Annotated in this window: 24 protein-coding genes; 14 read left to right on the top strand and 10 right to left on the bottom strand. The window is 70.0% G+C overall.

What is annotated here, in order from left to right:
- Positions 1 to 20 precede the first annotated feature (20 nt).
- Positions 21 to 773, top strand: a complete 753-nt coding sequence (locus Pmi06nite_RS04360; protein WP_239113633.1) for a hypothetical protein — start codon at positions 21 to 23, stop codon at positions 771 to 773.
- 210 nt (positions 774 to 983) lie between these two features.
- Complete coding sequence (locus Pmi06nite_RS04355; RefSeq protein WP_203951513.1) at positions 984 to 2,360, top strand: alpha,alpha-trehalose-phosphate synthase (UDP-forming); 1,377 nt, start codon at positions 984 to 986, stop codon at positions 2,358 to 2,360.
- Here the strand turns inward: Pmi06nite_RS04355 and Pmi06nite_RS04350 are convergent.
- On the bottom strand, positions 2,357 to 2,656 hold the full coding sequence (locus tag Pmi06nite_RS04350; protein WP_203951512.1) for a DUF4235 domain-containing protein: 300 nt from the start codon (positions 2,654 to 2,656) through the stop codon (positions 2,357 to 2,359). The two genes, Pmi06nite_RS04355 and Pmi06nite_RS04350, sit on opposite strands and share 4 nt — an antisense overlap.
- 629 nt (positions 2,657 to 3,285) lie before the next feature.
- Between Pmi06nite_RS04350 and Pmi06nite_RS04345 the strand changes: the two genes are divergently transcribed.
- The 5 genes from Pmi06nite_RS04345 to Pmi06nite_RS04325 all read left to right on the top strand — a co-directional run bounded on the left by Pmi06nite_RS04345 (position 3,286) and on the right by Pmi06nite_RS04325 (position 6,962).
- Positions 3,286 to 4,554: an AI-2E family transporter gene (locus Pmi06nite_RS04345; RefSeq protein ID WP_239113631.1), complete on the top strand. Its 1,269-nt coding sequence runs from the start codon at positions 3,286 to 3,288 to the stop codon at positions 4,552 to 4,554.
- An 11-nt stretch (positions 4,555 to 4,565) separates the two neighbouring features.
- Positions 4,566 to 5,003 (top strand): dUTP diphosphatase, encoded by a 438-nt coding sequence (gene dut / locus Pmi06nite_RS04340; RefSeq protein ID WP_203951511.1) that lies wholly within the window; start codon positions 4,566 to 4,568, stop codon positions 5,001 to 5,003.
- Between the two features lie 53 nt (positions 5,004 to 5,056).
- Entirely contained in the window at positions 5,057 to 5,722 is a 666-nt protein-coding gene (locus Pmi06nite_RS04335) for a DUF3710 domain-containing protein (RefSeq protein WP_203951510.1), read from the top strand.
- Between the two features lie 147 nt (positions 5,723 to 5,869).
- Positions 5,870 to 6,262 carry an OB-fold nucleic acid binding domain-containing protein gene (locus Pmi06nite_RS04330; RefSeq protein WP_203951509.1) on the top strand — a complete coding sequence of 131 codons (393 nt, stop codon included), beginning with the start codon at positions 5,870 to 5,872 and terminating at the stop codon, positions 6,260 to 6,262.
- A 16-nt stretch (positions 6,263 to 6,278) separates the two neighbouring features.
- Positions 6,279 to 6,962: a DUF3159 domain-containing protein gene (locus Pmi06nite_RS04325; RefSeq protein WP_203951508.1), complete on the top strand. Its 684-nt coding sequence runs from the start codon at positions 6,279 to 6,281 to the stop codon at positions 6,960 to 6,962.
- Positions 6,963 to 7,007: 45 nt separating this feature from the next.
- Here the strand turns inward: Pmi06nite_RS04325 and Pmi06nite_RS04320 are convergent, their stop codons facing one another.
- Both Pmi06nite_RS04320 and Pmi06nite_RS04315 read right to left on the bottom strand, forming a co-directional pair.
- The gene (locus Pmi06nite_RS04320) at positions 7,008 to 7,667 is read right to left on the bottom strand and encodes a potassium channel family protein (protein WP_203951507.1); all 660 of its coding nucleotides are present in this window, start codon (positions 7,665 to 7,667) and stop codon (positions 7,008 to 7,010) included.
- Positions 7,667 to 8,335, bottom strand: coding sequence for a potassium channel family protein (locus tag Pmi06nite_RS04315; RefSeq protein WP_203951506.1), 669 nt, complete (start codon positions 8,333 to 8,335; stop codon positions 7,667 to 7,669). Before Pmi06nite_RS04315 ends, Pmi06nite_RS04320 begins: the two co-directional genes overlap by 1 nt.
- A 107-nt stretch (positions 8,336 to 8,442) precedes the next feature.
- Here Pmi06nite_RS04315 and Pmi06nite_RS04310 point away from each other — a divergent pair, with 107 nt between their 5' ends.
- Complete coding sequence (locus Pmi06nite_RS04310; RefSeq protein ID WP_203951505.1) at positions 8,443 to 10,488, top strand: APC family permease; 2,046 nt, start codon at positions 8,443 to 8,445, stop codon at positions 10,486 to 10,488.
- 30 nt (positions 10,489 to 10,518) lie between these two features.
- Positions 10,519 to 11,760: a class I SAM-dependent RNA methyltransferase gene (locus Pmi06nite_RS04305; RefSeq protein WP_203951504.1), complete on the top strand. Its 1,242-nt coding sequence runs from the start codon at positions 10,519 to 10,521 to the stop codon at positions 11,758 to 11,760.
- A gap of 68 nt (positions 11,761 to 11,828) precedes the next feature.
- Here Pmi06nite_RS04305 and Pmi06nite_RS04300 read toward each other — a convergent pair whose 3' ends face one another.
- Positions 11,829 to 12,902, bottom strand: coding sequence for a glycoside hydrolase family 18 protein (locus tag Pmi06nite_RS04300; RefSeq protein ID WP_203951503.1), 1,074 nt, complete (start codon positions 12,900 to 12,902; stop codon positions 11,829 to 11,831).
- Positions 12,903 to 12,995: 93 nt separating this feature from the next.
- On the opposite strand from Pmi06nite_RS04300, the gene Pmi06nite_RS04295 reads away from it, so the two are divergent.
- The 4 genes from Pmi06nite_RS04295 (at position 12,996) to mug (ending at position 19,077) form a co-directional block, all read left to right on the top strand.
- Positions 12,996 to 13,913, top strand: coding sequence for an LLM class F420-dependent oxidoreductase (locus Pmi06nite_RS04295; protein WP_203951502.1), 918 nt, complete (start codon positions 12,996 to 12,998; stop codon positions 13,911 to 13,913).
- 95 nt (positions 13,914 to 14,008) lie between these two features.
- Positions 14,009 to 15,517 carry a 3' terminal RNA ribose 2'-O-methyltransferase Hen1 gene (locus tag Pmi06nite_RS04290; RefSeq protein ID WP_203951501.1) on the top strand — a complete coding sequence of 503 codons (1,509 nt, stop codon included), beginning with the start codon at positions 14,009 to 14,011 and terminating at the stop codon, positions 15,515 to 15,517.
- A 410-nt stretch (positions 15,518 to 15,927) separates the two neighbouring features.
- Entirely contained in the window at positions 15,928 to 18,411 is a 2,484-nt protein-coding gene (locus Pmi06nite_RS04285) for a polynucleotide kinase-phosphatase (protein ID WP_203951500.1), read from the top strand.
- Positions 18,412 to 18,486: 75 nt separating this feature from the next.
- Positions 18,487 to 19,077, top strand: a complete 591-nt coding sequence (gene mug / locus Pmi06nite_RS04280; RefSeq protein ID WP_203951499.1) for a G/U mismatch-specific DNA glycosylase — start codon at positions 18,487 to 18,489, stop codon at positions 19,075 to 19,077.
- On the opposite strand, the gene Pmi06nite_RS04275 is transcribed toward mug, so the two are convergent.
- The 6 genes from Pmi06nite_RS04275 to Pmi06nite_RS04255 all read right to left on the bottom strand — a co-directional run bounded on the left by Pmi06nite_RS04275 (position 19,020) and on the right by Pmi06nite_RS04255 (position 23,125).
- Positions 19,020 to 19,634, bottom strand: a complete 615-nt coding sequence (locus tag Pmi06nite_RS04275) for a DUF6879 family protein (RefSeq protein WP_203951498.1) — start codon at positions 19,632 to 19,634, stop codon at positions 19,020 to 19,022. The two genes, mug and Pmi06nite_RS04275, sit on opposite strands and share 58 nt — an antisense overlap.
- A 106-nt stretch (positions 19,635 to 19,740) precedes the next feature.
- Positions 19,741 to 19,866 carry a hypothetical protein gene (locus tag Pmi06nite_RS42515; RefSeq protein ID WP_275409548.1) on the bottom strand — a complete coding sequence of 42 codons (126 nt, stop codon included), beginning with the start codon at positions 19,864 to 19,866 and terminating at the stop codon, positions 19,741 to 19,743.
- Positions 19,867 to 19,969: 103 nt separating this feature from the next.
- Positions 19,970 to 21,073: a HesA/MoeB/ThiF family protein gene (locus Pmi06nite_RS04270; RefSeq protein WP_203951497.1), complete on the bottom strand. Its 1,104-nt coding sequence runs from the start codon at positions 21,071 to 21,073 to the stop codon at positions 19,970 to 19,972.
- Between the two features lie 151 nt (positions 21,074 to 21,224).
- Positions 21,225 to 21,761, bottom strand: coding sequence for a DUF1707 SHOCT-like domain-containing protein (locus Pmi06nite_RS04265; RefSeq protein WP_203951496.1), 537 nt, complete (start codon positions 21,759 to 21,761; stop codon positions 21,225 to 21,227).
- 5 nt (positions 21,762 to 21,766) lie between these two features.
- A complete protein-coding gene (locus Pmi06nite_RS04260; protein ID WP_239113629.1) occupies positions 21,767 to 22,489 on the bottom strand; it encodes a PadR family transcriptional regulator in 723 nt (240 codons plus the stop codon).
- Between the two features lie 99 nt (positions 22,490 to 22,588).
- The gene (locus Pmi06nite_RS04255; protein WP_203951495.1) at positions 22,589 to 23,125 is read right to left on the bottom strand and encodes a CGNR zinc finger domain-containing protein; all 537 of its coding nucleotides are present in this window, start codon (positions 23,123 to 23,125) and stop codon (positions 22,589 to 22,591) included.
- An 87-nt stretch (positions 23,126 to 23,212) separates the two neighbouring features.
- Between Pmi06nite_RS04255 and Pmi06nite_RS04250 the strand changes: the two genes are divergently transcribed.
- A complete protein-coding gene (locus Pmi06nite_RS04250) occupies positions 23,213 to 24,574 on the top strand; it encodes an MFS transporter (RefSeq protein ID WP_239113627.1) in 1,362 nt (453 codons plus the stop codon).
- Positions 24,575 to 24,604 lie beyond the last annotated feature (30 nt).

Raw genomic sequence — 24,604 nt, 5'->3', positions numbered from 1 at the left:
AGTCTCTTGAGGAGGGTCCGTTGACTCCCGAAACGGATCGATCGAACGAAGAGGTCGCCGACCTGGTCGGCAAGCTAGTGGCCCCTGAGGAGGCGGACGGGGCCGAGCGGCGTCGGCTGCTCGGCCGCCTCAGCAAGGCGCTCGCGAGGTCTGCGAACAACGCCCGCGGGTCAGGTGCGGGGCGGGGACGATGGTTGGCCGACGTGTTCGTCAACATCGCCCAAAGGCTGCCGATCCGCGACTACGCGACCTTGCAGGAGCACCATTACGGCCTGACGGGAGAGCAACTGGCCGACGATCTGGTCCGTACAGCGGCGAAGGCCACGACGGCCATCGGCGCGGTGGGGGGAGCCCTCGCCGCGGCCGAGTTCGCGGCTCCACCCCTGCTGCTGTCGGCTCCGGCGCAGCTCGTGGCCGAGACGCTGGTCGTCGCCGCGATCGAGGTCAAGCTCCTCGCCGAGTTGCACGAGGTGTACGGCGTGCCGGTCGAGGGCAACGGCTCTCAGCGGGCGGCCGCCTACACCATGGCCTGGTCGAAGCAGCGTGGTGTGAACCCCCTGACTCCCGGCTCCGCCACCTTCGCTCTGGGGGCGGCGGCGAAGACGGCGCTGCGCAACCGCCTGATGCGGACGCTCGGCAGGCACCTCACCACCCTCGGCCCCTTCCTCACCGGCGCGGTCGCCGGCGGCGCGCTCAACCGGGCGGCCACCAAGAGGCTCGCGGAAGCCGTACGCGCGGATCTGCGCCGGCAACGGGCCCTGCCTCCCCCCTGATTTCCGGCCTGTCCCTCGCTTGATCTGGGGCAGGCCCGTGAAGCCCGGTAGCGAAGTATGACCAATTGGTCTAAACCTCTTGGCGGGCGGCTGTGAGCTGCGTGAGATCATCCTCACATCGCTCTTTGCGAATTGTGCACGTCCTTACGGGTATGGGCGATCGCAGTGGCCTTTCATATGGTGGGGCACAGGCGACCCTGGAGGGGCTTCATGCATGGCACCAGCTCGTTTCTGATCGTCGCGAACCGGCTACCCGTGGACCGCGTGGGCGAGAAGGAATGGCGGCGCAGCCCCGGCGGACTCGTCACGGCGATCGCGCCGGTGATGCAGCGGCGCAACGGGGCCTGGCTCGGCTGGACCGGCGCCGCCGAGGAGGAGCTGAAACCCTTCGACGACGACGGCATGCACCTGATCCCGGTGCCGATGTCCGCCCTCGAAGTCGAGCTCTACTACGAGGGCTTCTCCAACGCGACCCTGTGGCCGCTCTACCACGACGTGGTCGCGGCCCCGGTCTACTCGCGCGTGCTGTGGGACGCCTACCGGGCGGTCAACGACAGGTTCGCCCGCGCCGCCGCGGACGCCGCCGCCCCAGGGGCCGTCGTGTGGGTGCAGGACTATCAACTCCAGCTCGTGCCCGCCATGCTGCGCAGGCTGCGCCCCGACCTGAAGATCGGGTTCTTCCTGCACATCCCGTTCCCGCCCGCGGAGCTGTTCTGGCAGCTTCCCTGGCGCAACGAGATCCTCGAGGGCCTGCTGGGCGCCGATCTCGTCGGATTCCAGCGACCCGGTGGCGCCTCGAACTTCATCAGGCTCTGCCGGCGCCTGCTCGGCCTGCAGAACCACCGCAACGAGATCCTCGTCGACGGCCGGACCGTCCGCGCCGACGCGTTCCCGATCTCCGTGGACTTCGGCGAGCTCGACCAGATGGTCCGCGAGCCGCGCATCCAGGCCCGGGCCAAGGAGATCAGGGCGGAACTCGGCGATCCCGAACATGTGCTGCTCGGTGTGGACCGGCTCGACTACACCAAGGGCATCGGCCAGCGGCTCAAGGCGTTCGGCGAGTTGCTCGGCGACGGCACGGTCAAGCCGGGCGAGGCGGCGTTCGTGCAGGTGGCCACGCCCACGCGGGAACGGGTCGCGGAGTACATCCGGTTGCGCAACGACATCGAGCTGAAGGTGGGCCGGATCAACGGCGAGCACGGCATGCTGGGCAGCCAGCCCATCACCTATCTTCACCAGTCGTACAGCAAGGCCGAACTGGCGGCGCTCTACTGCGCTGCCGACGTCATGGTGGTCACCCCGTTGCGTGACGGCATGAACCTGGTGGCCAAGGAGTACGTCGCGTGCCGGCACGACCTGCGGGGCGCGCTGGTGCTGAGCGAGTTCGCCGGGGCGGCGGACGAGCTGCGGCAGGCGTTCCTGGTCAACCCGTACGACATCGAGGGGATGAAACGGGCCATGCTCGCGGCCATGCGGGCGACCCCGCACGAACTGGGCCGCAGGATGCGTTCACTGAGGCGCAGGGTCGCGACGCACAACGTCGACAAGTGGGCCAGCGACTTCCTCACGGCCCTCGACGCCCACTAGGGCTGGATGTCCTTCGCCGCGTCCTTCCACGACCGCCACTTCCTGGCGGCGGCGCGGGTGGCCACGATCCGGGCGACCTCCATGCCGAGGCCCATCACGACGGCATAGGCGATGGCCTCGCCGAGGCTGATCTCCAGCGAGTCGGCGCTCGCCGGGGGTTTCTTGCCCGTGGACTTCTCCCAGGCGTACGAGAGCACCTTGCGTGAGGCGAAGCCCACGGCGAGCCCCACGAGACCGCCCACGATCCGCCACTGCATGTCGGGCTTGTCCGCGTCAGCCCGCGTATTGTCCGCCATGGTTCCTCCTCAGTGATGACCTTAGTGTCTACCCTTCGCAAGCACCCCCACGCCATACGGCGTGATCATGCACACATTCGTAGATCTCCCTGCGGACCAGCCCCTTCCTTGGCCGTGATCATGCACAGGTTCGGGGATGTGCGCTCTGACCTGCGTCGTCACCGGTCGTGATCATGCACAGGTTCGGAAACGTACCCTCCGACCTGCGCAGAAGCCGAGCGTGATCATGCATAGATTCGCGAATACGCCGTCTGAGCTGGTGCGGGCTGCGCCGTGATCTGGCAATCCCGCTGTCATTGCCAGATCACAGAAGGTGTTTATGCACGTCAGGGCACACTTCCGCGAACCTGCGCATGATCACGAAGCGGAAAAGGCCAGGTCGCGGTGCGCTTTTCCGAACCTGTGCATGATCACGCCCGGTGAAGTGGCAGGTCAAGCCATACGTCCACGAACCTGTGCATGATCACGCCGGGGGTTGGGGCTGGTCGGGGCATCACTTCACGAAGGTGTGCATGATCACGCCCGGTGGGGGGTGTGCATTACCTCATGCGGACGCTGCGTTCATGGCAAATGCAGAGCGTGAACAAAAGTCGTGCGCGTTTGGGCGGAGAACATGCCAGGCTTGACGCGTGATCTCGCCTAGTGAGCGTGAAGACGCCGCGGTTCCCCGCGTTCTGGTCACGCTGGCCGCATGGAGTTGGCGCATGCTGCTGCTCGGCGCGATGATCTATGTCTTCGCGTTGATCATCGGGCGGCTGAGCTTCGTCGTCCTGCCGGTGGCCATCGCCTTCCTCCTCACCGCACTGCTGTTCCCGATGACCAGGCGGCTGCGCAGCTTCGGCCTGCGCCCCATCTACGCGACGTGGATCACCATGCTGTTCGGCCTGGCGATCATCGTCGGCGTCGGCTTCATGATCGGCCTGCGGGCCAACGAGGAGTTCCCGCGGCTGGTCGAGCAGATCCAGCTGACCGCCCGCAGCGTGCAGGACTGGTTGCTCCACGGGCCGCTCCAGCTCAAGGAGGCCCAGCTGGCCGACATGGTCGACCAGCTGACCCAGCAGGTCAACGACCAGCGCAGCCGGATCACCGACACCCTGCTCACCGGGGCCACGGCGATCGTCGAGGTGCTCACGTCCATCGTCTTGATGTTGTTCGTGACGTTCTTCCTGCTCAAGGATGGCGACCGCATCTGGGCCTGGTTCCTGCGCGCGTTCGGCAGGACGTCGCCGCGCGTCGACCGCGCCGGGCGCGCCGCCTGGGTCACGATCTCCCACTACGTCCACGGCACCGTGACCGTCGCGGCGATCCACGGCGTCGTCATCGGAGTCGTCCTCGCCGGCATGCAGGTCCCGCTCTGGGCGCCGCTGGCCGTGGTGGTGTTCCTGGCCAGCTTCATTCCGATCGTCGGCATCTTCTTCGCCGGCACCATCGCGACCCTCGTGACGTTCGGCTCGCAGGGCTGGTTGTACGCCCTGATCTTCGTGGGAGTCCTCGTCGTCGAGCAGCAACTGGAGAACCACGTCCTCCAGCCGCTCATCGTCGGGCGGGCACTGGCGTTCCACCCTCTCGCGATCATCCTGGTCCTCGCCGTCGGCGGTGTGCTCGGCGGAATCGCCGGAGCCGCGGTGGCGGTGCCCGTGACGGCCGTGATCTACCGTGCGCTGCCCGAGCTGAGGCGCGGCCGGCCCGAGACCCCGCCGCAATCCGGCCCGTCCTCCGGCGAAGCCACGGGAACCGGCGACACGCCGTCCCCTGAGGTCCCTCCACAGGCCCCGGAACCCTCCTCGGAGCGGACGCGGCCGGACGTGCGGCCGTCGGTTCCCGAACCCACCGCCCCGGATCAGGAGCAACCGTCGTCTAACGCGGGAGGCGCGGTGTCTCCGCAGCACAACGGGTAGGGTCTTGCCTCATGAGCGTTGAGGTCCTGATCCATCGGCTGGACACTGGGCTTCCGTTGCCGTCGTACGCCCATCCGGGTGACGCAGGGGCGGATTTGTGCGCCACGGTGGACGTCGAACTGCTGCCCGGAGAGCGGGCCGTGGTGGGAACCGGGATCGCCATCGCGCTTCCCGACGGCTACGCGGCGTTCGTCCATCCCCGCTCAGGGCTGGCCGCCAAGTTCGGCGTCACGCTCGTGAACGCTCCGGGGACGGTGGACGCGGGGTACCGGGGGGAGATCAAGGTGACCTTGATCAATACCGACGCCAAAGAGGCGGTACGGCTCAAGCGAGGCGACCGGATCGCCCAGTTGGTCGTCCAGCGCGTGGAGAAGGCCGCGTTCCACGAGGTGGAGCGTCTGCCGGGATCGGCGCGCGGGGCCAACGGATTCGGATCCACGGGCAGCTGAGAGCCGTGAATCACGGCAAGGCATATAAAGGCATATAGAGGAGTGTGAAGGACGTGTTCCGACGCAGGCGCAGCGCGGAGGTGGAGGCGGCACCGGCCGTCTCGGAGGACCGGCCCGCTCCCGCGCGGACATCGGGCCCGTGGGACGCCCAGGAGGGCTACCCGGAGGCCGAGCGGGTCGATCTCGGAGGTCTCCACCTCCCCATCGGCCCGGGGTTCGAGGTGCAGCTCAGCCTGGCGGGGGACCAGATCGACGGCGCTCTCGTCCTGGTGAACGAGAGTGCGCTCCAGGTGCACGCGTTCGCGGCCCCCAAGCGCAGCGGCATCTGGGACGAGGTTCGCACCGAGCTCTCCCGTGAGGTCGTGGCCGTGGGCGGCACGGTCCAGGAGCAGGAGGGCCCGTTCGGCACCGAACTGGCGGCCGTGGTCCCGACGCAGGGTCAGGAACCGCAGCCCGTCCGGTACATCGGGATCGACGGCCCTCGCTGGTTCCTCAGGGCGGTCATCAGCGGGCGCGCGGCCGTCGACCCCGCCGTGGCCGAGACCCTGGAGAACGTCGTCAGGGACATCGTGGTGGTCCGGGGTGAGGAGCCCATGGCTCCCAAGGACCCGATCCAGCTCAGGTTGCCGGCCGAGGCCAGGCAGGCGATGGAGGAGCAGGCCGCCCAGCAGCCGAAGTACCCGTTCGAGCGTGGCCCGGAGATCACCGAGACGCGCTGACGGCCCTGTCCGCGGTGCGGAGATCGTCCATTCTTGTCCTTTAGGCTTCGGATGTGCTCAAGTAGTCTGCGATGAGAGCGTCCCCTACGCTTGAAGGCATGATGACGGGTCCTCTTAACTGCGAGCTGGGAAGCTGGTGAGCGACCGATGAGCACGCCGGAGCCTGCCAAACGAGGCGGACTGCGGGGTTTCTTTCAGCGGCTGGCCACCAGCCAGGCCGACCTTGAGGCGGCTGAGCTGCGTGAGGACCTGGGGCGGCAAGGAGCCACCCCCATCGCCGCGTGTGGCGAACGCCGCCGGTTCTGTGTGGCGGGTACGCTACGTACCGTTACGTTGCGGCCGCGCGGGGGTGCGCCTGCTCTGGAGGCCGAGCTGTACGACGGGTCGGATGTGATCGACCTGGTCTGGCTGGGCCGTCGGAAGATCGTCGGAATCGAGCCCGGCCGCGTCGTACGGGCCGAGGGCCTGGTGAGTCTCCAGGACGGCCGCAAGGTCATGTTCAATCCTCGCTACGAGCTGCGCCCTGCTGGTGGCCCTTGATCTTTCAGGAGACGGTATGAGCACAGCGGACACGACGGCCGCGCCGGAGGCGCACGCAACCGTTGAATCGGCCGTCCGTGCCCAGCTGTCGAAGGCGCTGGGCGGCAAGCGGGGAATCGTCGAGGCGGCGGTTCCCACGGTCGCCTTCACCGCGATGTGGATCACGACCAACGAGCTGAAGGCGTCGCTGATCGTCAGCATCGCGGCCTCGGTGGTCCTCCTGGTCGTACGGCTGGTCCAGCGGAGCACACCGCAGTTCGTGCTCAACAGCCTCGTGGGCATCGGCGTCGGCGCCTTCTTCGCGGCCCGCACCGGCGAGGCCAAGGACGTCTTCCTGCCGGGCATCTACTACAACGGCGTCTACGCCGCGGGGATGCTCCTGTCGATCATCGTTCGCTGGCCGATCGTCGGCTTCCTCGTCGGATCGGTCACCGGCGACCCGACGGCGTGGCACAAGGACCCCGGCCTGGTCCGCCTCTGCACTCGGCTGACGTGGCTGCTGATGTTGCCGTGCCTGCTGCGCGTCGTGGTGCAGCTTCCGCTCTACTGGTCGGGCCAGGTGGCCACCCTCGGCATCGCCAAGCTCGCGCTGGGCTGGCCGCTCCAGGTCGCCGGGCTCGCCGCGATGCTCTGGCTGCTCACCCGGGGCCGCACGCCCCTGCAGCCCGCTCAACCCGGTACGGCACGGCCCGCGAGCTGAGCACGGCCGCCGCCGAGACGGCGGCCGTACCCGCGGATCGGCGTGTCAGTGGGACGAGAGCAGGTGGGCGAGCTCGTGCTCGACCTCCTGGTTGGCCACGAAGAGCAGCTCGTCGCCCGCTTCCAGCGGATCGTCGGCCGAGGGGACGAGCACCCGGCCCTCGCGGAGGATGGCGACCAGAGCGGCGTCCTCCGGCCACGGCACGGACCCGGCCCGCTGCCCGACCACGGGTGCGTCCTCGGCGAGGGTGAGCTCGACGAGGTTCGCCTGGCCCTGGCGGAAGGTCATGAGCCGGACCAGGTCTCCGACGCTGACCGCCTCCTCGACCAGCGCGGACAGCAGACGTGGGGTCGAGACCGCGACGTCCACCCCCCATGACTCGTTGAACAGCCACTCGTTCTTCGGGTGGTTGATCCGGGCGACCACGCGGGGCACGCCGTACTCGGTCTTGGCGAGCAGTGAGACCACCAGGTTGACCTTGTCGTCGCCGGAGGCCGCGATCACCACCTGGCAGCCGTTGAGCCCCGCCTCGTCGAGCGAGGAGATCTCGCAGGCGTCGGCGAGGAGCCACTCGGCCCGAGGGACACTGTCGATCTTGATGGCTCTGGGGTCGATGTCGATGAGCAGGACCTCGTGGCCGTTCTCCAGCAGTTCGGCCGCGATGGAGCGGCCCACGGCGCCTGCGCCCGCGATGGTGACGCGCATCAGTGCTCCTCGTCCGACGGCGCGCTGGACAGCACCTTGTTGATCCGCTCCATGTCGTTCTCCGCCGCGATCAGATGGAGGATGTCGCCCTCCTGGACCACGGTGTCGTCCTTGGGCACCAGTGCCTCACCCATGCGGTTGACGAAGGCCACGCGTGCGCCCGCGGCGCTCTCGACGGCCATGCTCCGGAAGCCGATCCACCCGGGGTGGAAGGGCACCTCGGCCAGGATCACCGTGCCCGTGGGGTCGCGCCAGAGCGGCTCCGCGCCCTCGGGAAGGACCCTGCGCAGGATCTGGTCGGCCGTCCAGCGGACGGTGGCGACGGTCGGGATGCCGAGCCGCTGATACACCTCGGCCCGGCGGGAATCGTAGATGCGGGCGACGACGTTCTCGACGCCGAACATCTCCCGCGCGACCCGCGCCGAGATGATGTTGGAGTTGTCGCCGCTGCTGACGGCGACGAAGGCGGCCGCGGACTCGATGCCGGCCTCCCCGAGCACGTCGCGGTCGAAGCCCATGCCGGTCACCCTGCGGCCGCGGAAGCCCGCGCGGAGCCTGCGGAAGGCCTGCGGGTCGCGGTCGATGATGGCGACCGAATGGCCGTTGTCCTCGAGAATGTGGGCAAGGGTCGAGCCGACCCGTCCACACCCCATGATCACGATATGCATACTCTCCCGCCGTGGGTTTGTGGCGGACTCCTGTTGCAGACAGTATGTCGCGCTCTCGTCCAGACCATGTGCGCCGGGAGGGCCGTCGCGTACTAGGCTCAACAGACGTGTCAAAGGTGACGGATCTTGTCAAACGGCTCCTCGTGGGGCGCGCTCTACGAAGCACGCAGCTCCACGATCAGCTGCTGCCCAAACGCGTGGCCCTGCCGGTCTTCGCGAGCGACGCGCTGTCCTCCGTGGCCTACGCGCCGCAGGAGATCCTGGTCATCCTGTCACTGGCAGGCGCCACCTTCTACAGCTACAGCCCGTGGGTGGCGGCCGCCGTCGTCCTCGTGATGCTGGTCGTCGTCGCGTCGTACCGGCAGAACGTCCACGCCTACCCCAGCGGTGGCGGCGACTACGAGGTGGCGACCACGAACCTCGGGGCCAACGCCGGGCTGACGGTGGCGAGCGCGCTGCTCGTCGACTACGTGCTCACGGTCGCGGTGTCGGTGGCCAACGGCGCCGATTACGTGGGCGCCACAATTCCGTTCGTGGCCGAGCACCGTCCGCTGGTGGCGATCGGGATCGTGGTCATCCTGACCGTCATCAACCTGCGCGGCCTGCGCGAGTCCGGTGTCGCGTTCGCCATCCCCACCTACGCCTTCATGATCGCGGTCATCGGCATGGTCCTGTGGGGCATGTTCCGGCTACTCGTGCTCAGGGACGATCTGCGGGCGCCGACGGCCGACTACAAGATCGTGTCCGAGCAGGCGGACCTGGCCGGGTTCGCCCTCGCCTTCCTCGTCCTCCGCGCGTTCTCGTCCGGGTGCGCCGCCCTGACCGGCGTCGAGGCGATCAGCAACGGCGTGCCGGCCTTCCGCAAGCCCAAGAGCCGGAACGCGGCCACGACACTGCTGCTGATGGGCGGCATCGCGGTCACCATGTTCAGCGGGATCATCTTCCTGGGGCTCAAGTCCGGGGTGAAGGTCACCGAGCCCGCCAACGCCGCCAGGGACATCCTGATCAACGGCCACCCGGCCGGCCCGGGCTACTACCAGCAGCCGATCATCGCGCAGGTCGCGTCGGCCGTCTTCGGCGACGGCTCCGCCCTGTTCGTGGTGATCTCGGCGGTGACCGCGCTGATCCTCTTCCTCGCCGCCAACACGGCCTTCAACGGCTTCCCCGTGCTGGGCTCGATCCTCGCCCAGGACCGCTACCTCCCGCGCCAGCTCCACACCCGGGGCGACCGCCTCGCGTTCAGCAACGGCATCGTCCTGCTGGCCGCCGGTGCGGGACTGCTGATCTGGGCCTTCAACGCCGATGTGAGCAAGCTGCTCAACCTCTACATCGTCGGCGTCTTCGTCTCGTTCACGCTCAGCCAGCTCGGCATGGTGCGGCACTGGACCCGCCACCTGAAGACCGAGACCGATCCCAAGGCCCGGTTCCGCATGCTGCGGGCGCGGGTCATCAACGGCTTCGGCGGCATCATGACCGGCATCGTGCTGGTCGTCGTCCTGCTCACCAAGTTCACCCACGGCGCGTACATCGTCTGCATCGCCATGCCCGTCCTGTTCCTGATGATGAAGGGCATCCGCCACCACTACGACCGCGTCGCCGCCGAACTGGCCGCGCCGGAGGAGGGCGAGACCGACGAGTCGATGCTCCCCGCGCGCAACCACGCCGTCGTGCTCGTCTCCAAGATTCACAAGCCGACGTTGCGCGCCCTGGCGTACGCCAAGGCGACCCGCCCCTCGACCCTGGAGGCGGTCACGGTGAGCGTCGACTCCGACGAGGCGGCCAGGCTGCAGGAGGAATGGGACCGTCGGGGCATCCCCGTGCCCCTGAAGATCCTCGACTCGCCCTACCGTGAGATCACCGGCCCGGTGCTCGAGTACGTGAAGTCGCTGCGCCGCCGCTCGCCTCGCGACGTGGTCAGCGTCTACATCCCCGAATACGTCGTGGGCCACTGGTGGGAGCACCTGCTCCACAACCAGAGCGCGCTGCGGCTCAAGGGCCGGCTGCTGTTCAAGCCCGGCGTCATGGTGACCAGCGTGCCGTGGCAGCTGGCCTCCTCCGATCGCCTCAAGGGCCGCCCGGTCGGCCTCGCTCCCGGCGCGGCCCGGCGCTCATACTCGACGCCCGCGCCGAAGGACGATCAGGTCAAGGCATGATTGACCGCATGACATGCGAAGGAGGCCACGGTGCCGGTTGAGCTGACCGTGGAGCGAGTCGCCAACGGCGGCTGGTGCGTGGCCAGGCACGAGGGCCGCGTGGTGTTCGTACGGCACGCCCTGCCAGGGGAGCGGGTCCTGGCCGAGATCACCGAGGAGACCGCCCGGTTCCTCAGAGCCGACGCCGTCGAGATCCTCGAGGCCTCCCCTGACCGGGTGACGCCGCCGTGCCCCTTCAGCGGGCCCGGACGGTGCGGCGGTTGCGACTGGCAACACGCGTCACTCGACGCGCAGCGGCGGATGAAGGCCGACGTCGTCGCCGAGCAGCTTCAGCGGCTGGCCGGACTCGAGTGGAAGGTCGTGGTCGAGGAGGTGCCGGGCGCGCCGGACGGGCTCGGCTGGCGCACGCGCGTGCAGTTCGCCGTCGACACCGACGGCTCCGCGGGCCTCCGCCGCCATCGGTCCCACGACATCGAGCACATCGACCGGTGCCTGATCGCCCATCCCGCCGTCGAGGAGATCGGAGCCGAGACCCTCAACTGGCCCGGGGGCGCGTCGGTCGAAGTGGTCGCGGCGGGGGGCGGCGACCGGGCGGTGATCGTGGAACCCCGGCCTCACCGCCGCGTGGCCGTACCGGACGTGGACGCGTCGGTCCTCCTCGACGAGGGCAAGCGCGGAACACGCGCGCTCCGGGGACAGGCGTCGCTGGTCGAGCGGGTCCGCGACCGGGACTTCCGGGTGACGGCGAGCGGTTTCTGGCAGGTCCACCCCGGGGCGGCGGAGACGCTGCTCGACGCGGTGCTCGACTTCGCGCAGCCGAAGGAGGGGGAGTGGGCCCTCGACCTCTACTGCGGCGCCGGCCTGTTCGCCGCCGGCCTGGCTCGTGCCGTAGGGCCCGAGGGGGCGGTGCTGGGGATCGAGTCGGAGCCGCAGGCCGTCCAGGACGCCCGCTGGAACCTGCGTGACCTGCCACAGGCCACGTTCGAGCGCGGCAAGGTGGAGGAGGCCCTCGACCGGCTGGACCTCGAGGTGGCCGATCTCGTCGTCGCCGACCCACCCAGGGCCGGTCTCGGCCGTCCCGTCGTCGACCGCGTCGCGTCGTTGCGCGCGTCGAGGATCGTCTACGTCTCCTGCGACCCCGCGACGTTGGCGCGTGACATCGCCTGGTTCGCCGGGCACGGCTATCGCGTGGACGGGCTGAGGGCGTTCGACCAGTACCCGATGACCCACCATGTGGAGTGCGTGGCGCTGCTGGTCAAGGAGCCGGTCTAGCGTCGGTGCGGCTCGCCTGAGGGGGGCCGCCCGTCGGCTTGGATCATCTGTTGCTCCGGAGCGGGAGGTCAGGTGGAGGTCGGGGCGCTGAGCAGGCGAAGGACGTCGTCCGCCGGCCGGGCCCCCCGGACCGACAGCCAGGCGAGCCCGGTCCTCGATCGGAACGCCAGGAGCCTCTCCGCCTCGGAGACGCTGAGGTCGTCCGGGCTCACCAGGACGGGGGTGAGCCCCATCCGCTGCCAGCCCGCCCGGCCGCCGACGCCGAGGGCCTGCTCGAGTTGGGCGTGTGCCGACCTGGCGGCGACGGAGAGCCTGCGCAGGTTGTCACGGGAGCCGGGGACGAACCTCATGAGCAGATTGACGGTGTCGATCTCCGCTCCCGCCTCGTGGGTCGCGCGCAACATGTCGGCGTGGGCGGGCGCCAGGCCGTCCTCGGTCACGGGGAGCGTGAAGGTGACACCGAGCGGGCGTCCGGCGTCCTGTGCCTCGTGCTGGAGGGTCGCGATGACCACGCCCCGGCGCTCGACGGTGGCGCCGTCACCCTGGTCGCCGAGTTCGAAGTCGATCGCGATGGGCCGGAAGGCGTCGATCATCTGCTGGTAGGCCTCCGTCAGGCGGGCCTGGCTCGGGCAGGTGGCCGACAGTTCCGGACCGTACGGCCCGCCGAACGCCAGCCCGGCGTCCCCGCCCTGCGCCCTCAGCCGGTCGATGCGATCGGCGACCAGGTCGTCCCTGCCGGGCGCGCCGTCCCAGATGGGGGAGCAGCCGTCGAGGCCCGCCGTGAGATGGCCGACCATGTACCACCGGATCCCGGTGCGCCGTGCGTTGGCCGACAGGTCGAACCTCGGGTTGCGCGTGGCGTCCACGAACCCCACGTAGCCGGAAGGGCGGCTGGTGTGGGCCCGGCCGGGCGTGGGGGCGCCGGAGGGCGGCGCGGAAGGCGTTCCGGGGTCGGCCGTCAGGGGCGGCTGCGCGGCCGCCAGCGACCTCGTGGGCTCCGGCGACGAGCCCCAGTCGGCGCGCATCTGTGCGGGAAGCAGCCAGAGGGCGACCCCCGTGGTCGTGACCAGTGCGACCGCGCCCAGCATCACCAGGAGACGAGGTGGGTTCCCCGCCTCGCGGGTATGCCGTGCCGAGTCCACCGTTCGCCACCCTCAGTCGTCTTGTGACTACGTTGCGCACAGGAGGCTTGCACTTTAGCAATCGCTCTCTGGAGCGGAGGCGATAATGGGCGGATGAAATTGAGGATCTTCACTGAGCCGCAGCAGGGTGCGACCTACGACGATCTCCTCGGGGTCGCCCAGGCGGCCGAGCGGCTGGGTTTCGACGCGTTCTTCAGGTCCGACCACTACCAGCGGATCGGCCCGGGCGACCCGGGTGTCGGCTCGACGGACGCGTGGGTGACGCTGGCGGGCCTCGCGAGGGAGACCTCGCGCATCCGGCTGGGCACGCTGGTCACGCCTGTGACCTTCCGGTTCCCGGGTCCGCTCGCGATCAGCGTCGCCGGGGTCGACCAGATGAGCGGCGGCCGGGTCGAGCTCGGGCTCGGCACCGGCTGGCTCGACGACGAGCATCACTCGTACGGCATCCCGTTCCCCGCGGTGGGTGAGCGGTTCGAGCGGCTGGAGGAGCAGCTGGAGATCATCACCGGTCTCTGGTCCGCCACCAAGCCCTACTCGTTCGAGGGCACCCACTACAGCCTGGTGGACTCTCCAGCGTTGCCCAAGCCTGTCCAGAGCCCGCGCCCGCCGATCATCCTGGGCGGCGCCGGCGCGCGGCGGACACCCCGGCTGGTCGCCCGGTTCGCCGACGAGTACAACGTGCCGTTCCGGAGCGTGGAGGAGACCGGCGCCGCCTACACCCGGGTACGGGCGGCGTGTGAGGAGGCCGGGCGCGACGCCGTGCTGTTGTCGGCCGCCCAGACCGTCTGTGTGGGGACGGACGAGGCCGAGATCGCCCGGCGGGCCGAGGCCATCGGCCAAGACGTGGCGGGGCTGCGCAGGAGTGGGGTGGCCGGGACGCCGGCGGAGGTCATCGACAAGATCGGCGAGTTCGCCGAGCAGGGCGCGGAGCGGATGTACCTCCAGGTGCTCGACCTGGCCGACCTCGACCATCTGGAGCTGCTCGCCGCCGAGGTCATGCCGCACGTCTGAGCGGCGGACGCCGTACCCCGCGTCTGGGGAACGCTCGGCACGTTCTGGGCACAAATCGGTCGCGGACGAAAGGGGCATCCGGCACACTTTGCCGGGTGCTCCTCACCATCTCGACGACCCTGTCGCCGGCCACGGACCTCGGCTTCCTCCTGCACAAGCATCCAGACCGCGTGCAGGAGTTCGGCCAGTCGTTCGGCACGGCCCGCGTCCTGTATCCCGAGGCGAGCGAGCACCGGTGCACGGCCGCGCTGCTGCTGGAGGTCGATCCGATCCGGCTCGTCCGATCCCGGGGGAAGTCGTCGCCCGACTTCTCGCTCGGGCAGTACGTCAACGACCGGCCGTACGCCGCGTCGTCGCTGCTCGCGGTCGCCCTCGCCGACGTGTTCCGTACGGCGAGGACCGGGCGGTGCGCCTCCCGGCAGGAGCTCGCCGACCGGCCGATCCCGCTGGAACTCGGCCTGCCCGCGCTGCCCTGCAGGGGCGGCGCCGATCTCGCGCGCAGGCTGTTCGAGCCCCTCGGCTGGCAGGTGGACGCGACGGCCGTGCCGCTCGATGAGAACTTCCCGGAATGGGGCGACTCGCGCTATGTCCGGCTGACGCTGCGCGGCGAGGTTCGCCTGGCCGACGCGCTCAACCACCTCTACGTGCTGCTTCCTGTGCTGGACGACGCCAAGCACTACTGGATCGCGGGCGACGAGGTGGACAAGCTCATCCGGGCCGGTGGGGGCTGGCTGGGCGCCCATCCGGAGCGCGTGCTGATCACGCGCCGTTACCTCGGCCGCCGCTGGGCCCTGGCCCGTACGGCTTTCGCCCGCTTGGCCGAGATCGGCGACGACGTCGAGGAGTCGCTGGAGCCGCCCTCCGAGGAGGAGGTCACGGAGGCGCCGGCCGTCGACGACGCCGATGGTGTGGCTGAGACGCTTCCGGTCCCCGAGCCGCGTACACCACTGAACACCATTCGGCGTGACGCGGTCGTGTCGGTGCTGGAGGAGATCGGCGCCCGCTCCGTGATCGACCTCGGCTGTGGTCCGGGGCAACTGGTGTCGGCGCTGCTGGGCCGGCCGTCGTTCGCCAAGGTCACAGGAGTGGACGTGTCGGCGCGGGCGCTCGCCATAGCCGCGCGGAAGCTCAGGCTGGAGCGCATGCCGGACGCCAAGCGGGCGCGGCTGGAGCTGTTCCAGGGGTCGCTGACGTACACGGACGCCCGGTTCGCCGGACATGACGCGGCCGTTCTCATGGAGGTCGTCGAGCACGTCGATCCGCCGCGGCTTCCCGCTCTGGAGCGGGTGGTCTTCGGGGTGGCCAGGCCGCCCCACGTCGTCGTGACCACGCCCAACGTGGAGTACAACGTTCGATATGAAGGCCTGGCGGGTACGGATGGCGGGCCCTCGCACAGGCGTCATCCGGACCACCGGTTCGAGTGGACCAGGGCCGAGTTCACCACGTGGGCGGCGGGGGTCTGCGAGGCGTACGGGTACGAGGTGACCTTCAGGCCAGTGGGGGAGGACGACCCAGAAGTGGGCCCGCCCACCCAGATGGCCATATTCCACCTCCCCACCCAACCCCCCAACCCCTTTCGCCGTGATCATGCACAGGTTCGGTGATCATGCCGACGACCTGCCCCTTCATGGGTGGTGATCATGCACGGGTTTGTGGAATCACCCCCTGACCAGCGCGGACGCGGGTCGTGATCATGCGCGGATTCGTGCGCACCCGCTTCTGGCTGCGGAGATGTCCTTCGTGATCTGGCACCGATGGGGTGCGTGCATGATCACGAAATGAGTTCGGCCAGGTGGGACCGCGCGAGAACGAATCCGTGCATGATCACGACGGGGGTTTGGGCTGGTCAGGCCGGGTGCCGCCGAACCTGTGCATGATCACGGGGAGCGTTTGCGCACGTGGGACGGCGTGATCACGAAGGTGTGCATGATCACGGGGGAGGTTGGGGCTGGTGGGTGGGGGATTTGGCGAAGGTGTGCATGATCACCACTAATGGGTTGTGGGAGGGGTTGTCGTGATTGAGATCGGTGTTCCGCGGATGGCACTGGTGGTGCTCGTCGGGATCTCGGGCAGCGGGAAGTCGACATTCGCCGCCCGGCATTTCGCGCCCACTCAGGTCATCTCCTCGGACTACTGCCGTGGCCTGGTCTCCGACGACGAGAACGACCAGTCGGCCACGCCCGACGCCTTCGACGTCCTCCACTACATCGTCGGCACCCGGCTGAGGCGTGGCCTGCTGACGGTCGTCGACGCCACCAACGTCCAGTGGGAGGCCCGCAAGCAGCTCATCGAGCTGGCCAAGAGCCATGACGTGCTGGTCGACGCGATCGTGCTCGACGTCCCTGAGGACGTGGCGATCGCCCGCAACGCCACCAGGGCCGACCGTGCGTTCGGCCCGCACGTCGTCACCCGGCAGAAGAAGGACCTGCGCCGTTCGCTCGGCAAGATCAACAGGGACGGCTTCCGCCGGGTTCACGTGCTGCGCGGCGACGAGATCGACGACGCCGTCATCGCCTACGAGAGGGCGTGGTCGGACCGGACCGAGCTCACCGGTCCCTTCGACATCATCGGCGACGTCCACGGCTGCCGTTCCGAGCTGGAGACCCTGCTGCGGACCCTCGGCTGGACGGTGACGCCCACGGGCGCCGTCCACCCCGAAGGACGGACGGCCGTGTTCGTCGGCGACCTGGTCGACCGCGGCCCCGACACCCCGGGCGTGCTGCGCCTGGTCATGGGTATGGTCGAGGCGGGGACGGCGCTGTGCGTCTCCGGCAACCACGAGCAGAAACTCGTCCGCGCGCTCAACGGGCGCAAGGTCCGGGTCGCCCACGGCCTGGAGCAGTCGCTGGAGCAGCTCGCCGCCGAGCCCGAGGACTTCCGGGACGCCGCGAAGACGTTCATGGACGGCCTCATCAGCCACTACCGGCTCGACGGAGGCGCCCTCGTCGTCGCGCACGCCGGGCTCAAGGAGGCCTACCACGGGCGCGCGTCCGGCCGGGTCCGCTCGTTCGCGCTCTACGGCGACACCACGGGCGAGACCGACGAGTACGGCCTGCCGGTCCGGTACCCGTGGGCGAACGAGTACCGGGGGCGCGCGATGGTCGTCTACGGCCACACGCCGACCACGGAGCCCGAGTGGGTCAACAACACCATCTGCCTGGACACGGGAGCCGTGTTCGGCGGAAGCCTGACCGCGCTCCGCTACCCCGAGCGGCAGATCGTCTCGGTCCCGGCGGAGAAGGTCTGGTACGAGCCGGTCAGGCCGCTCACGTCGCAGTACGCCAGGGACCCCGGAGTCCTCGACATCGGCGACGTGACCGGCACGCGGTACGTGGAGACCAGGTACGGCGGGCGCGTCAAGATCGCGGAGGAGAACTCGGCGGCGGCGCTGGAGATCATGAGCCGGTTCTCCGTGGATCCCCGCTGGCTCGTCTACCTTCCGCCGACCATGGCCCCGCCGGAGACCTCGGCGCTCGACGGCTTCCTCGAGCACCCGGACCAGGCGTTCGAGGAGTACGCCAGGGCCGGAGTGTCCCGCGTCGTGTGCGAGGAGAAGCACATGGGCTCGCGGGCGATAGCCGTACTGGCCAGGACTCCCGAGGCGGCGGCCAAACGGTTCGGCGTCACGGACGGCACGACCGGCAGCGTCTACACGCGCACCGGGCGGCCCTTCTTCGACGCTCTCACCGGAGAGCTCGTCGACCGGCTCCGCGAGGCGGTGAGCCCGCTCTGGGACGAGCTGGGAACCGACTGGCTGGTGCTCGACTGCGAGCTGCTTCCCTGGTCGGCGAAGGCGGAGGGGCTGATCCGCGACCAGTACGCCTCCGTCGGCGCCGCGGCGCGGGTCGCCCTGCCCGAGGCGGTGGCGCTCCTGGAGACGGCGGCCGGGCGCGGCCTGGATGTAGGCGGGTTACTGGACCGCACCCGACGCCGTGCCGACAACGCTGCCCTGTTCCGCGACGCCTATGCGCGGTACTGCTGGCCGGTTTCCGGGCTCGACGGCGTACGGCTCGCGCCGTTCCAGATCCTCGCCTGCGAGGGCCGGGCGACGGCCGTGCTCGAACCACACTCCTGGCACCTCGACGTCCTTGGGCGCCTGAGTTCCGGCATCCTCGCGCCGACCCGGCATGTGTTCGTGTCGCTGGACTCGGAGGAGGAGCGGGCGGCCGCGGTCGCCTGGTGGTCGGAGCTGACCGCAGGTGGGGGAGAGGGCATGGTCGTCAAGCCCGTCGAGCACACGCCCGGCCGGGTGCAGCCGGGGATCAAGGTGCGCGGGCGCGAGTACCTGCGGATCATCTACGGTCCGGACTACACGGAGTCGCTCGGCGACCTGCGGGGGCGCTTCCTCGGCAGGAAGCGGTCGCTGGCGTCGCGCGAGCACGCCCTCGGGCTGGAGGCGCTCACCCGCCTGGCCGAGGGCGACCCGCTGTGGCGCGTGCACGAGACGGTGTTCGCCGTGCTCGCGCTGGAGTCCGAGCCCGTCGACCCGCGCCTGTGACCCGTAGGGGCCGGTGATCGCGGGCCTCACCACCTCGCCCCGCACCGGTGAGGCGGTGAGGCCTACGATCTGGTCATGCCTCCGACCAAGGCCCAGCTCGAGGCGGCCAGGGACGCGACCATCCCCGACGTGATCGGGCCCGGCCTCGACGTGCTGTTCTGCGGGATCAACCCGGGCCTGTACTCCGCGGCGACCGGCCACCACTTCGCCCGCCCGGGTAACCGCTTCTGGCCCGCGCTGCACCTGTCGGGCCTGGTCCCGCGCAGGCTGGCGCCGCACGAGCAGGGACTGCTCCCGTCGTACGGCCTCGGCATCACCAACCTGGTGGCCAGGGCGACCGCACGGGCCGAGGAGCTCACGCCCGAGGAGATCCGCGAGGGCGGCGTGCTGCTCGCGGATCTCGTGCGGGAGCACGGCCCCCGGGTGGTGGCCGTTGCCGGCGTGTCCGCCTACCGCGTCGCCTTCGGCCGGCCCAGGGCGGCGATCGGCCCGCAGGACGACGTGGTCGGCGGCGCGGCCCTGTGGGTCCTGCCCAACCCGAGCGGCCTCAACGCCCACTGGCGGCTGGAGGCCATCGCCGCGGAGATGGCCCGCCTGCGCCCCGGCGCTCAGGAGGAGACCGGGCTGATCACCGGTGGTGGCAACGGGGCGACCTCCCGCTCGTAGTGGTCGAGCAGTTCTTCTGCCGCGCCGTACAGTTCGGCCATGATGCCCACGCACTCCCCGATCACGAGGGGGTCGGTGATCCGCCGCCCTCCGGTGTGGGCGCCCGTCCGGTCGTAGAGCACCTCGTACATGAGATCGGGCCCCAGGACCACCAGTTCGGGGAGCGGGGCGGCGCGCTCCAGCCACCGCACCGCCGGCGCGGGCAGCACCCGGGCCCGCTCACCCGCGCGGGTCCGTGCCGCGAGCAGCACCAACTCCCAGTGCATGTACGGCGTGAGCGGCGTCTCCACGATCCGCAGACGGCGGAGCTGGATCTGGGACGGCAGGTCGCGGGCGAAGCGCATCTCCTCGATCAGCGTCAGGGCGCGGCCCCAGTCGCCCTCCATCATGGCGACCCAGCTCGGCACGTCCGGCTCGTGGAAGTGTTGCGCTCGTTCGAGCTTCCAGACGACTCCCTCGACGTCCTGGAAGCACTCGTAGAATTCCGCGAGGTAGTCGGCGACGGGCAGGATCTCTCCTGGGACCTGTCTGACGCGTTCGATCGCCTCTCCGGGCATGGGGTCTCCTCCGGCATACGCCGAGATCGAGTCGTGGGACCCGCGTCAAGGCCCCAGCCCGGATGTGGAACCTCGCCGCGGTTCGTCCTGACGAACGTGGTGGTCTTCAGTTCCCTGTGGAGTTGCTGCACACGGTCGTCTCCGTCGTGTCCAGCTTTCTGATCAGGATCTTCGTGGTGGCCTGCCGCTCGTTCCGGTCCTCTGGCTCGGGCTCTGCCTCGGTCGGGTGCATCTCGCCCTCCGTTGTTCGGTGTGGCCGCGCCCGTTCCCCCCGAAAGCGACAGGTTGATGTTTCGCCGTGGGCCACGACCGGTCAAGACCCAATTCCGTACCGCTCACGCGGTCAGGCCGGAGGGCGCGCACACGGGGCAGTCGGGGCGCGGCGGGTGGCGGACCCATACGTGGTGTTCGGGGGCGATGAGGTTCAGCCCCAGGAACGTTCCCGTCGTGGGTTGAGGCACGCCGGTGATCAAGGAGATCACGGCGTGGGCGACCAGCTGACCGGAGATTCCGGCTGATATGGCCATCACACCCGGCCCTCCGAGGTCCACGGGAAGATCGGGCCGCCGCCTGCGGGCCTCCCCCTCGATGAGGCACTCGAAGCAGGCTCCGCGCCCGCGTTCGAACGTTCCCACGGTGACCAGTGGGCCGTTGTATCCACCGCCGACCCAGGGAACGCCCAAGCTCGCGCAGATGCGGTTGGCCCAGATGCTGATCCCTTCGGCCAGGCCGCGGCCTCGCGGCTCGTCGGCGCACAACGCGAGCACGTCGCAGTCCTCGAGGAGGCGCCGGAAGCCCGCTTCGCCGTCCACCCTGCGGCTCTCGCCGGTGATCTCGATGTCGGAGTTCAGCTGGCGCAGCCTCTCCATGGCGATGTCGACCTTCATGCGGCCGATGTCGTCCTCGGTGTAGAGGACCTGCCGGTTGAGGTTCGACAACTCCACCACGTCGGCGTCGACGCAGTGGATGCGCCCGACTCCGGTCGCCGCGAGCGCCCACGCGGCGTGGCTGCCGGTGCCGCCGAGACCGAGGACCACGACCCGGGCCTTCTTGAGGCGCAGTTGGGCCTCCCAGGCGTGTGGGCGCGGGGTCAGGTCGACGAGGTGGAAGAACGCCTGGCTCCTGCCGTACCGATCGCGCTCCCGCACGCTGATCTCGTCGGGCACCCGGGCGGACGCGTCCTCCACGTGGCCGGAATCGATCAGGATGCTCACGATCTCCCGAGCTTCCGGCGCCGAGAGGCCGGGCACGGAGCCGCAGATGATCTCGGCGATGTCGTCGGGCGTCCGCGTGCCGTCCATCAGGGACAGCGCGGCCCACGCCCCCCCGAGCGGATCGGTGATCTCCGAGGCGAGCCCGTAGATCTCGCCTCCGATGCGCACGGTGCCGTCGTCGAGCCGGTGCGGCTCGTGCCTCCGCTTGACCCGTGGCAGCAGCACCTGTCCGGTTCCCCTCGCGAGACGGCCGGCGGAGCGGGCGCCCGCTCCGCCGTCTGCTCGGAGGTCACGCGGCCGGAACCGTTGTCGCGACGTGTCTGCAGCCGACCGAGACAGGCCCCGCTCGCCAAGTCATCATCTGGGGCCCGGTTGTTCAAGACCCAATTCCGGACCGCCGGTGGCCGTGACCCCGGCGATGGTGGATCAGGCCTGCCACGGCCATGATCAGCCAGACGAAGAACAGGACCTTGATCACGGCGAACAGCGGCCATGCCGTACCGGTCAGCACCGCGAGGACCACCAGGGCCCCGATGACCATGAACGGGATCGGAGGCCTGCCCCGGTGCGTGTGCCCGCGGTGGGCCCGCCGGCGTGCCGCGGCCAGGTGCACTCCCCAGGTCGCGAGGTCTCCGTGATCCCGGCGCCAGGGCGGCCCGCCCTCCCACGGCATTCCGTGCGGTCCGGGGGCGGGGTCGCGATGCGCGGTGCGCGAGCCGTACGGCACGTAGGCGCCCGGGAGGTCGGCGGTGATCTGCCGGAGGTCGCCCACGGTGCGGGCGGAAAGGGTGGCGTCGAGGCGCTGGTCGAGTTCGTCGCGGGTGATCCGGCCCTGCACGAACGCGTCGTGCAGGCTCCGGGTCACCTCGTCGCGCTCTTTGTCGCCGATCCGCATCTCGTCCTGAGAGGCCATTGCCGTCACTCCCCGGCTGGGTCGCCGTCTGCGAGGATCTGGTAGAGCTTGCGCCGGGTCTCGGTCAGCACCTGCTTGGCCTGCCTGACCTGGCCGTCGGTCCCGGTCTGCGCGAGCTGGAACAGGGCCGAGGCGGCCTGGCGGGACAGGTCGAACAACTCGTGGACGTTGTCCCCGATGTCCGGCGTCATGTCCTCCCAGGGTGCTCGCACCTCGTCCGGGTGGGCCTCGATGTACGCGCGGCCGGCCTCGGTGAGCTGGAAGGTCTTGCGGCCGTCCGTCTCCTCGGTGCGGACCAGGCCCTCGTCGGTGAGCTGCTGGAGAGCCGGGTAGACCGCGCCGGGACTGGGCTTCCAGCCGCCCTCGCTGCGCTCGGCGATCTCCTGGATGATCTGGTATCCGTTGCGGGGCTCCTCGGCGAGCAGCGCGAGGATGGCGGCGCGGACGTCACCGCGCTTGGCCTTCCTGGGCCTGCCGAACCCCCGGCCGAACGGCGTGCCGCCCGGTCCGAACGGTCCTCCCGGTCCGAACGGCCCGCCCGGCCCGAAGCCGCCCCACGGGCCGCGCCCCCGGTGGCCGCCCCTGTGCCGATGCTCGTGCGGACCGGGATTGTGATGCTCGTCCTGCCACATGGCTGCTCCTCTCATGGCGGCACGCAGCGCATGCCGTAACCGGCGGAACTCATCTCGATGGGCCCATGGCCCGTCCATGACGAAAGGCGTTGTCATGGTCGTCCTCCTTCGAACGGTCTCGACTATCTCTTGATGCTTCAAAGATATATCGCGATCGTTCTAAAGAACAACCCCAAATCTCGTGATTGCCCGGATCTAGGTGTCGCGTGCCGCCTTCTGGCGATCGGCGTACGCCCGCGACTTGGCCCGATTGCCGCAGACCCGCATCGTGCACCAGCGCCGGGTGCGGCTCCGGGTGGCGTCCCAGAACACCCACTCGCACGAATGGTCCGGGCACTGCTTGAGGCGCCGCCACTCCCCGCCGGCCACGACGAGCGCCCACGCCGCGCCGATCGCGGCGAGCGGCCCGGCGCCGCGCAAGGGTTCGCCCGGCTCGTGCTCCGTCCCGAGGAGCACCCTGAGCGGGAGTCCGTCCAGGACGGCCTGGGCCGCCTCTATCGCCCGCGGATCGGCCGCCCCGGCGTTGTTGGCCAGCAGCCGGGCCCGCAGGCCGGTGCGCAGGACGATCGCCTGCCGGTGGGCGGACTCGTCCACTCCGCCGGGGGAGAGCCCCTGCTCCCGCAGCCAGGCCGCCAGACCCTCCGGCGACGTGATCGTGTCGGTGCCCTCCTCGACGTCCACCGTGTTGGCGAAGTCGCGGATCAGCGCCGCATGCCGGGACGGCTCGGTCATGTTCATCACCCTGCCTTCATGTCTTCCATCAAACCACTTAGACGGTTAGCCTCTAACCGTCTAAGTGGATAGAAGGTTGGGAGTGCCGTGAGCGACACACCGGCGGGTCAGGCCCTGGTCGCGTCCCCGGGCACGGAGGGAGCGCGCCCCGGCCGCAACGAGGTCGTGCTGGTCGCCTTCACGGCGACGACGAACATGGCCGACGGCGTCCTGAAGATCACGCTGCCGCTGCTGGCCGTCGGGCTCGGCGGCACTCCTGGACAGGTGGCCGTCGTCGGGCTCACGCTCACACTGCCCTGGCTGCTCGTCTCGCTTCCCGTGGGCGTGCTCGCCGACCGGGCGGACCGGCGGCGGTTGATCATCCTCGCCGACCTCGTGCGCCTGGCCGCGGCGCTGGCCCTGCTCGTCGTCGCCACCGGCGACGGGCTGTCCATGGCGGCCCTGTACGCGGCGGGACTGGTCATCGGCGTCGCCGAGGTCGTGGCCAACACGGCCACCGGCGCCATCGTGCCCGCGGCCGTCCCCCGGCGTCGCCGGGCCAGGGCGAACGCGTGGATCGCCGGCGTGGAGACCCTGGCCAACGAGTTCTGCGGGCCCGCGGTCGGCGGGTTGCTCGTGGGCGTCGGGGCCGCGCTCGCCCTCGGGTCCTCGGCCGGGGCGTTCGCCGCGGGGGCCGTGCTGATCGCCCTGCTCGCCGGTTCGTTCCGGCCCGTCCGTCGGGGAGCCGTCGGGCCCACGTCCGGGCCTGAGCCCGGGGCGCGGGAGGGCGTGGCGGGCATGCTCGCCGAGATCGGGGAGGGGCTGCGCTTCCTGTGGCGCGACCGGCTGCTGCGGACCCTCTCCCTGACCATCACCGTTCTCGCGGGAGCGTGGAGCGCGTGGCTGGCGCTCATGCCGTCCTACGCGACCGCGGTGCTGGAGGCCGAGCCTCGCGGATACGGCCTGCTGATCAGCGCCATCGGCCTGGGCGGGCTCGCGGGCGCGGGGCTGGTCGCCGTGGTCAACCGGCTGCTGGGCGTGCGATGGGCGCTGTTCGCCGACCTGGTCGGCACCTTCCTCATGATGGTCGTCCCCGCGGTGTTCCCGGCCGCCTGGGCCGTCGGCGTCGCCGCGTTCGCCGGGGGGATGGGCGGCACCCTCTGGACGGTGAACTCCCGCACGATCGCCCAGGCGCTCGTGCCCGACCACCTCCTCGGCAGGTACGGCTCGGCGGCCCGCCTGCTCGGATGGGGGACGCTGCCCCTCGGCGCGGCGCTTGCCGGAGTGCTCGCCGACGTCTACGGCCTCCGCGTGGCCTTCGCCGTTTTCGCCGTGGCGGTGGCCGCGCTGACCGTACCGTTCCTGTGGAACATCACGGCGGTGCAACTGCGCCGAGCAGCCGAATCGGATAACGAGGGGGATAGTGACGCAGATCACGAGAATATCCGCCCAAACGGGAACAGGACCTGAGACCGGCACGTTATCTCCAGCAGACGGGAT

The organism is Planotetraspora mira (genome assembly GCF_016863275.1).
Classification (GTDB): Bacteria; Actinomycetota; Actinomycetes; order Streptosporangiales; family Streptosporangiaceae; genus Planotetraspora; species Planotetraspora mira.
Note: the sequence above shows the minus strand (reverse complement) of the source record. Positions and strands in the feature narration are given on the sequence as shown.

Coding starts and splice junctions, on each gene's coding strand:
- Pmi06nite_RS04355 (WP_203951513.1), top strand. CDS start 984: ATGCATGGCACCAGCTCGTTTCTGATCGTCGCGAACCGGCTACCCGTG.
- Pmi06nite_RS04350 (WP_203951512.1), bottom strand. CDS start 2,656: ATGGCGGACAATACGCGGGCTGACGCGGACAAGCCCGACATGCAGTGG.
- dut (WP_203951511.1), top strand. CDS start 4,566: ATGAGCGTTGAGGTCCTGATCCATCGGCTGGACACTGGGCTTCCGTTG.
- Pmi06nite_RS04330 (WP_203951509.1), top strand. CDS start 5,870: ATGAGCACGCCGGAGCCTGCCAAACGAGGCGGACTGCGGGGTTTCTTT.
- Pmi06nite_RS04325 (WP_203951508.1), top strand. CDS start 6,279: ATGAGCACAGCGGACACGACGGCCGCGCCGGAGGCGCACGCAACCGTT.
- Pmi06nite_RS04320 (WP_203951507.1), bottom strand. CDS start 7,667: ATGCGCGTCACCATCGCGGGCGCAGGCGCCGTGGGCCGCTCCATCGCG.
- Pmi06nite_RS04315 (WP_203951506.1), bottom strand. CDS start 8,335: ATGCATATCGTGATCATGGGGTGTGGACGGGTCGGCTCGACCCTTGCC.
- Pmi06nite_RS04295 (WP_203951502.1), top strand. CDS start 12,996: ATGAAATTGAGGATCTTCACTGAGCCGCAGCAGGGTGCGACCTACGAC.
- mug (WP_203951499.1), top strand. CDS start 18,487: ATGCCTCCGACCAAGGCCCAGCTCGAGGCGGCCAGGGACGCGACCATC.
- Pmi06nite_RS04275 (WP_203951498.1), bottom strand. CDS start 19,634: ATGCCCGGAGAGGCGATCGAACGCGTCAGACAGGTCCCAGGAGAGATC.
- Pmi06nite_RS42515 (WP_275409548.1), bottom strand. CDS start 19,866: ATGCACCCGACCGAGGCAGAGCCCGAGCCAGAGGACCGGAACGAGCGG.
- Pmi06nite_RS04265 (WP_203951496.1), bottom strand. CDS start 21,761: ATGGCCTCTCAGGACGAGATGCGGATCGGCGACAAAGAGCGCGACGAG.
- Pmi06nite_RS04260 (WP_239113629.1), bottom strand. CDS start 22,489: ATGACAACGCCTTTCGTCATGGACGGGCCATGGGCCCATCGAGATGAG.
- Pmi06nite_RS04255 (WP_203951495.1), bottom strand. CDS start 23,125: ATGACCGAGCCGTCCCGGCATGCGGCGCTGATCCGCGACTTCGCCAAC.